This is a genomic window from Accumulibacter sp. (assembly GCF_032229525.1).
In the GTDB taxonomy this organism is placed as follows: Bacteria; Pseudomonadota; Gammaproteobacteria; order Burkholderiales; family Rhodocyclaceae; genus Accumulibacter.
In genome coordinates, this window is record NZ_JAVTWB010000157.1 from 1 (window position 1) to 7,588 (window position 7,588).

Genomic DNA, 7,588 nt, shown 5'->3' on the forward strand with positions numbered 1-7,588 from the left:
AGACATTGCCAGATTCATCGCCGGTTTCGAACGCTTTCAGGAGAAGTACTTTGGTGAAGAACGTGAACTGTTCGAACAACTTACCCACGGTCAGAGTCCCAAGACGCTGATCGTCGCCTGCGCCGACTCGCGGGTGGACCCGGCGCTGCTGACCGGGGCTGAACCGGGCGACGTGTTTGTCGTGCGCAACGTCGCCAACCTGGTGCCGCCTTATCACCCCGGCGGCGATTTCGCCAGCGTGCCAGCGGCGCTGGAGTTCGCCGTGCTGTCGCTCAAAGTCGAGCACATCATCGTCCTCGGTCACGCCAAGTGCGGCGGCATTCATGCGCTGATGAGCGGGCTGGATTCCCGGACGGAGTTCATCGGCAAGTGGGTCAGTATCGCCGAGCGTGCCCGCGAGCGCGTGCTTGCCGAATTGCCCTCCAAGCCCCCGCTGCTGCAGGAGCGCGCTTGCGAGCAGGCAGGCATCCTCGTTTCGCTCGAAAATCTGCTGACCTATCCCTGGATCGCCGAGCGGGTGCAGGCCGGGACGATCCATCTCCATGGCTGGTACTTCGACATCGCGGCTGGCGCCTTGCTGCATTACGATCCGGCAAGCAATGCCTTCGAGACCGCAACAACGAGCTAAGGTCTCGCTGCCAGCAAGCCTCGAACGCTGGCAAGAACGCTGTCCCCCGGACCCCGGGTGGGCCGCTTTCGCCGCTTTCTCGCCCCAACGGTCATCAATTGTCGGGCCAACGCTCTGACCGACCGACCCGTCGCAGCCATGCTCCAGGCATCGTGGTGCAGGATCGCTCGACACAGTAGAATGAGTTCCTCGTCAACGGGGTGACAGCGACGCGGAGCTGCCTTGAAGAGCCTGACTGCTTATCTGGAGCGCCTCACCGTCTCCGGCCGCCTGCTGGCATTGGCCGCCGTCGCCGTCGTCGCAGTGCTCGCCGTCGGCGTGTCGATCTTTCCCCGCTTGCAGAAACTTGCGCAGGTCAACGAGCACTCCTATCAGGCGTCACACACCACCGTCGCGGCGCTACAGGATCTGCGCTACGAGTGGCTGTCCATGCAGCTGCTGCTGCGCGATTTGATCCGTGAACAGAACCCGCAGCAGCGCGACGCACTCGACGCGGCTTTGCTGCGTAGCGATGCCCAATTCCTTGCCGGGGTGAGCAGGCTGCGAATGTCGTATGCCGGTGATCCCCAGGAGGTTGCGCAGGTCGAGACGCTCTATCGCGCCTATGCCGCGACCCGGGCGGCGACGCTTGATCAGTTGAGAAGCGGCGCCGCCGAGGTAGCCTGGCAGCGGACCGTCGATGCGACGGCAGGAAACGCAGGGCCACTGCTGACCGGGCGACTTGATCAGCTCGGCGAGGCCGCATCCGCCCAGGCCCTGAAGATGAACGCGCAGGCGGCCGAGCTCTATCGCAGCGAACGGCAGCAGGCGATGGCTGTTATCGCCGCCTGTCTGGCGCTGCTGCTTTTCGCCGCCCTTGTCCTGGCCCGCTCGATCACCTTGCCACTGCGGCGCCTACGCGACAGTATCGCGGACCTGTCGGCCGGCAGGTTCAAGCAAAGCATCCCCTGTCAGGATCAGAAGAACGAGATCGGCGAGATCGGTCGGGGCGTGGCCCTGCTGCAGAATGTCTATCAAGGCATGGCGGCGCAACGATGGATCAGGGGCAATATCGCTGCGATCTCGGGAGATCTGCAACAGGCGGCGAGTTTCACCGAACTCGCCCAGAAGCTGATATCAGCCCTGGCGCCCCTGCTCGGCGCTGACCACGGGGCATTCTTTCTCGTCACCAAGAAGGGCCAGACGCTAAAGATGATCGCCAGCTACCGCATCGATTACCCGCAGAAGCGCGCGGTGATCAGGCTGGGCGAAGGCCTGGTCGGGCAGTGCGCCAGTGATCGCCAGTTGCGCGTGGTCAGCGACTCACCTGAAGGCGACGTGGGCCTTGCTGCGGAAGCCGGAGAGGTGCCGGCGAAGACCATCTTGCTGGCCCCGGTAACGCGTTCGGAGCGAGTGCTCGCGGTGATCGAGCTGACCGCCGCGAGAGCTTTCACTGGCGATGAACGGGCGGTCCTCGACGGCTTGCTGCCGCTGGTGGCCATGAGTCTCGAAATCATCGAGCGCAACACCCGCACCCAGCGGCTGCTCGAGGCGACGCAGGCGCAGGCCACGCAGCTCGAAAGGCAGGCGGCCGAATTGGCGGCGCTCGAGGAGCACAGTCGACTGATCCTGAGTTCGGTGAACGATGGCATCCTCGGCGTTGATGTTGATGGTCGCCTGACCTTCGCCAATCCGGCAGTGCTGCGCTTTCTCGGCTACACCGCCGGCGAACTGCTGCGCCAGCCGTTTCACGAGTTGGTCCACTACGCCTATCCGGATGGTCGTGATTTTCCGTACTGCTGCTGTCCGATGTTTCTGACCTTGCAGGATGGGCAAGCGCGCCAGGTGGATGACGAAGTGCTGTGGCGCAAGGACGGCACGCCGCTGGCGGTCGAATATGCCACGACACCGTTCCGCAAGGCGGATGCGCTGGTCGGTGCAGTGATCGTCTTCCGCGATATCACCGCGCGACGGGCGGACGAGGCGCGTCTCCGGCAGGCCCACGAAGAGCAGAGCGCCATTTTTGAAACCGCCAGCCTTGGTATCGCCTTCATCAAGGAGCGCATTTTCGTCAACGCCAACCGCCGTTTGGGGGAACTGCTTGCCTGCAGTTCAGAAGAGCTGATCAACCAGCCGACTACGGTGTGTGTTCCCGACGGCGCTTACCCCGTCGCCGCCGGGGGCTTCGACAGCGAGTTGATGCGCGGCGACATTCTGATGCGAGTGATCGAGTTGCAGCGCAAGGATGGCTCGTATTTCTGGTGCCGCATCAGCGGCCGCGCCGTCGATGCCGGCGATCTGTCGCACGGAACGGTGTGGATGTTCGAGGATGTCACCAACGAGCGTGAGGCCGCCGAGGCAATGCAGCGCTCCAAGGAGCTGGCGGAAGAAACGACGCGGATGAAGACCAGTTTTCTGGCCAACATGAGCCACGAAATCCGCACCCCAATGAACGCCATCATCGGCATGTCGCATCTGCTCCTCAAGACCGAGCTGACGCCGCGCCAGCGCGACTACATGAAGAAGATCCAGGATTCCGGTCAGCACCTGCTCGGCATCGTCAATGACATTCTCGACTTCTCGAAGGTCGAAGCCGGCAAGCTGGTGATCGAGCACAGCGAGTTTGCGCTCGAGGAGGTTCTCGATAACGTGGTCAACTTGATGGCTGGCAAGGCCAGCGCCAAAGGGCTGGAACTGGTCATCGACATCGATCCCGCGGTGCCGCCACGACTGATCGGCGACGCCTTGCGCCTGCGCCAGGTGCTGATCAACTACACCAATAACGCGGTGAAGTTCACCCCTGCGGGTGAGGTCGACATCCGGGTCGGCGTTCGCGATTGCGATGGTGACGACCTGATGCTGCACTTTGCCGTCAGGGACACCGGCATAGGCCTCACCGAAGTGCAGATGTCGCGCCTGTTCCAGAGCTTTGTCCAGGCCGATACCTCGACCACGCGCCGATTTGGCGGTACCGGCCTCGGGCTGGCAATCTCGAAGAGACTCGCCGAACTGATGGGCGGCGAAGTGGGCGTCAGCAGTGAATATGGCAAGGGTTCCACCTTCTGGTTTACCGCTCGCCTCGGCCGCGCCGCGCACGCCCCCCGAGGCTTGTTGCCCAGTCCGGACCTGCGCGGGCGGCGGGTTCTGGTGGTTGACGACAACCAGACGGCGCGTATCGTCATCCGCGATCTGCTGCGGAGCATGAGCTTCGTCGTCACCGACCTGCCCTCGGGCGAGGCGGCGATCGAGGCGGTACGCGCGGCGGCTGCCACCGACCCCTATCAAATTGTCTTCCTCGATTGGCAGATGCCTGGTCTGAATGGCCTGCAAGCCGCCAGCCGGATCGTCGCGCTGGGCCTGTCGCCCAACCCGCAGCTGGTGATCATCAGCACTGACCGTTCCGAGGAACTGCTCGAGCGCGCTGCCGCGGCCGGTGTCAGCGAGGTTCTTCTCAAGCCGGTGCACGCTTCGCTGCTGCTCGATACGGCAATCCGCCTGATTGGCGGTGCGCAGCGCCAATCACCGCCGCAAGCGGTCGCCCCGGCGCTGGTCGACCGCTCGTTGCTGGCGATCACGGGCGCACGCGTCCTGCTGGTGGAGGACAACGAGCTCAACCGGGAGGTGGCGAGCGAGTTGCTGGCCAGTGCCGGGCTGGTGGTCGATCAGGCCGAGGACGGCCAGGTGGCGGTGGACAAGGTCGCCGCCGGTTCTTACGACATGGTCTTGATGGACGTCCAGATGCCGGTGCTGGACGGTATTGCCGCAACGCTCGCGATCCGCCAGCTTGCCGATCGTGCCCACCTGCCGATCGTCGCCATGACCGCCAACGCGATGCCTGCGGACCAGCGCAGATGCCTCGAGGCGGGCATGGTCGATTTCCTTGCCAAGCCGATCGAGCCGGATCAACTGTGGCGGATTCTGCTCAAGTGGATCAAACCGCAGGCAGCGCCGGAGCCGGCCGAGCAGGCGCTGCCCGACCTTCGTGGCGTGAATGTCACCACGGGCTTGCGCCGGGTCCTCGGCAAGAAGCCTCTCTACCTCTCGCTGCTACGCAAGTTCGTCACCGGACAGCGGACGACCGCGGAGCAGCTTGCGGCCGCCTTGCAGGCCGGTGACTGGATTGCCGCCGAACGCCTGGCCCACGACCTCAAAGGCGTCGCCGCCAACATCGGCGCGAGCGATCTGAGAACCGGGGCCGGTCGTCTGGAGTCGGCGATAAGGCAACGCAAAACGCGTCTCGAGGTAGATGCACGTCTCGGCGCTGCGGCAACCCTGCTCGACGCCCTGATCGCTGAACTGGCGACGAAACTTCCCCCGGAAGCGGTGACCGAGACGGCGACAAGGGTTGACCGGGCGCGCTTGCAGCAGGTCTGTGTCGATCTTGCAGCATTGCTGGCCGAGAGCGACTCGGAAGCCGGCGACCTGCTCGATGGCGAGGGCGAATTGCTGCGCGCGGCTTTTGGCGCGCGCTATCCGTCCATTGACTCTGCGGTCCGAAGCTTCGACTATGAGACCGGGCTGATTGCGCTGCGTGAGGCCGCCAGTCTCGCCGGGATTACGCTCTGAACAACATTGACGATTGACATGGACACTATGGGTTTGAAAGACAAGGCCACCATTCTCGTGGTCGACGACACACCGGACAATCTTTCGCTGATGTCCGCGCTGCTCAAGGACACCTACAAGGTCAAGGTGGCCAACCACGGCGACAAGGGGCTCAAGATTGCCGCCTCGGCCACGCCGCCCGACCTGATTCTGCTCGATGTGATGATGCCGGACATTGATGGCTACGAGGTTTGCCGGCGCCTGAAGGCGCAGCCGCAGACCTGCAACATTCCGGTCATCTTCCTCACCGCGAAAGCCGAACCGGAGGACGAGCAGAAGGGGCTGGCGCTGGGGGCTGCGGATTACATTGCCAAGCCGATCAGCCCGCCGATCCTGATGGCCCGGGTAGCTACCCAGCTCGCGCTCAAGAAGAGCACCGACTTCCTCCGCAACCAGAACGACTTTCTCTCCGCCGAGGTGGCCAGGCGCACCAGCGAACTCGAGGCGGTGCAGGACGTGACCATCCTGGCCATGGCCTCGCTGGCCGAGACCCGGGATTCCGAAACCGGCAAGCACATCCTGCGCACGCAGCGTTACGTCAAGGCGCTGGCGGAGCGCTTGCGCTCACACCCACGCTTCTCTGCTTTCCTCACCGAGGAGAACATCAAGGTGCTGTTCAAATCGGCGCCTCTGCACGATATCGGCAAGGTGGGTATTCCCGACCGGATTCTCCTCAAGCGGGGCAATTTCGAGCCCTATGAACTGGAGATCATGAAGAACCACACCGTGCTCGGCAGGGACGCCATTCAGCTGGCCGAAGACTGGCTGGGTGCGCGGGTCGAGTTCCTCACCATTGCCAAGGAAATCGCCCTCTATCACCAGGAGAAATGGGACGGCAGTGGTTATCCGGAGGCGCTTGCCGGCGAAAGCATTCCCGTCTCGGCGCGCTTGATGGCGATCGCCGATGTCTACGACGCGCTGATCAGCCGGCGGGTGTACAAGCAGCCGATGCCGCACGAGCAGGCGGCGGCGATCATCGTCAAGGGCCGTGGCAGCCACTTTGACCCGGATATGGTCGACGCCTTCATCGAGATTCAGGACGAATTCCGAGCCATCGCCCAACGCTTTCCCGATACCGATAGCGACCTACAGAAGAAAATCGAGTTTTTGGCACAAGCGGGCGCGGACGAGGCCTGAAAGCAGGCGCAGCCGAGTCCTATTGATTCCCCGGGCCGGGCTCCGCCTTGCCAAGCAGCGCCGTGAGCGCTGCTCGGAGTTCCGCGACCTCGAGTTCGAGGGTGGCCACTCTCTCTTCGAGTTCGGCGTGTGCATTGACCTTGCCGCGAACGGCAGCGTCGCTTTCCAGCGGCAGGCTGGCTGCCCCGCAGAGCAGGTGCGCCCAGCGATGTTCGCGTGATCCCGGCTGCTTGGGCAGTTTGCTGACCATGGCGCCACTGCTGCGTGCGGCCAGTTCCTCCAAGTAAGCTTCCACCGAAGAGGCGTCGTCAAAGTGATACAGGCGTTCGCTGTTGGCGCGCAACTCGCTGACCGTCTGCGGGCCACGCAGCATCAGGATGGCCAGCAAGGCGACGCCCGCCGCCGGCACGCCGTAGACCTTGGCGAAATTCTGCGCGTAACGCAGCACGCGGCCGGAAGCGCCATAGGTTTCGAGTACCAGCACGCGGCTGCGCAGTTCCTCGAGGGTCGTTTGCAGCTCGCTGTCGCTGGCGCTGATCACCGGATCGCGTGCGGTTTTCTGATTGCAGCCGGAGCTCAGGCTGTTCAGCGTCAGCGGATAGCCGTCAGGCGTCGTCTTTTCCTTTTCGATCAGTACGCCGAGGACGCGGGCTTCAAGAAAACTCAGTTCTTGCGGGGCATCGAGTGGCTGCATGGGGTCAATAATTCCGGTCAAGCGAGCAACTGGCCGTGCTCGCGGGAGCTGTGGAAGCCGACACGCGGCCACTTCTCGCTGGTCACTTCGAGGTTGTAGCGCGTGCTCGCCAGGTAGACCGGATTGCCGTCGACATCCTTGGCCATGCGGTGGATCTGCTCGCGCTCGAAATTGCGGCGCGTGGTCTCATCGGGGAAAGTCAGCCAGCGTGCGGTGTGGATGTCGGCCGACTCGAAGATCGCGTCCACCTTGTACTCCGTCTGCAGGCGCTGCGCGACGACCTCGAACTGCAGCGTGCCGACCGCGCCGAGCAGCAGTGCGCCGCTGCCGAGATTCTCGAAAACCTGGATCGCGCCTTCTTCGCCAAGCTCCTGCAAGCCCTTCTGCAACTGCTTGCTCTTCAGCGGGTCGCGCAGCCGTGCCACGCGGAAGAGCTCGGGCGAGAAATAGGGAATCCCCTTGAAGGCCAGCGTTTCGCCCTCGCTCAGGCAGTCGCCGATGTGCAGGTTGCCGTGGTTGTGGATGCCGATGATGTCGCCGGCGAC

General features: G+C 63.6%; 4 protein-coding genes and 1 pseudogene. 3 read left to right on the forward strand and 2 right to left on the reverse strand.

Annotated features, from left to right (window positions below; genetic code table 11):
* The 3 genes from RUW20_RS12190 to RUW20_RS12200 all read left to right on the forward strand — a co-directional run.
* The coding region (locus RUW20_RS12190) for a carbonic anhydrase (protein WP_313952502.1) at positions 1 to 628 on the forward strand (628 nt) is incomplete at its 5' end.
* A gap of 222 nt (positions 629 to 850) precedes the next feature.
* Positions 851 to 5,173, forward strand: a complete 4,323-nt coding sequence (locus RUW20_RS12195) for a response regulator (protein WP_313952503.1) — start codon at positions 851 to 853, stop codon at positions 5,171 to 5,173.
* Positions 5,174 to 5,191: 18 nt separating this feature from the next.
* A complete protein-coding gene (locus tag RUW20_RS12200) occupies positions 5,192 to 6,349 on the forward strand; it encodes a two-component system response regulator (RefSeq protein WP_409559353.1) in 1,158 nt (385 codons plus the stop codon).
* 19 nt (positions 6,350 to 6,368) lie between these two features.
* On the opposite strand, the gene RUW20_RS12205 is transcribed toward RUW20_RS12200, so the two are convergent.
* The gene (locus tag RUW20_RS12205) at positions 6,369 to 7,043 is read right to left on the reverse strand and encodes a YceH family protein (RefSeq protein WP_313952504.1); all 675 of its coding nucleotides are present in this window, start codon (positions 7,041 to 7,043) and stop codon (positions 6,369 to 6,371) included.
* 17 nt (positions 7,044 to 7,060) lie between these two features.
* Positions 7,061 to 7,588 (reverse strand): annotated as a pseudogene (gene prfC, locus RUW20_RS12210) (peptide chain release factor 3); the annotation flags it as partial.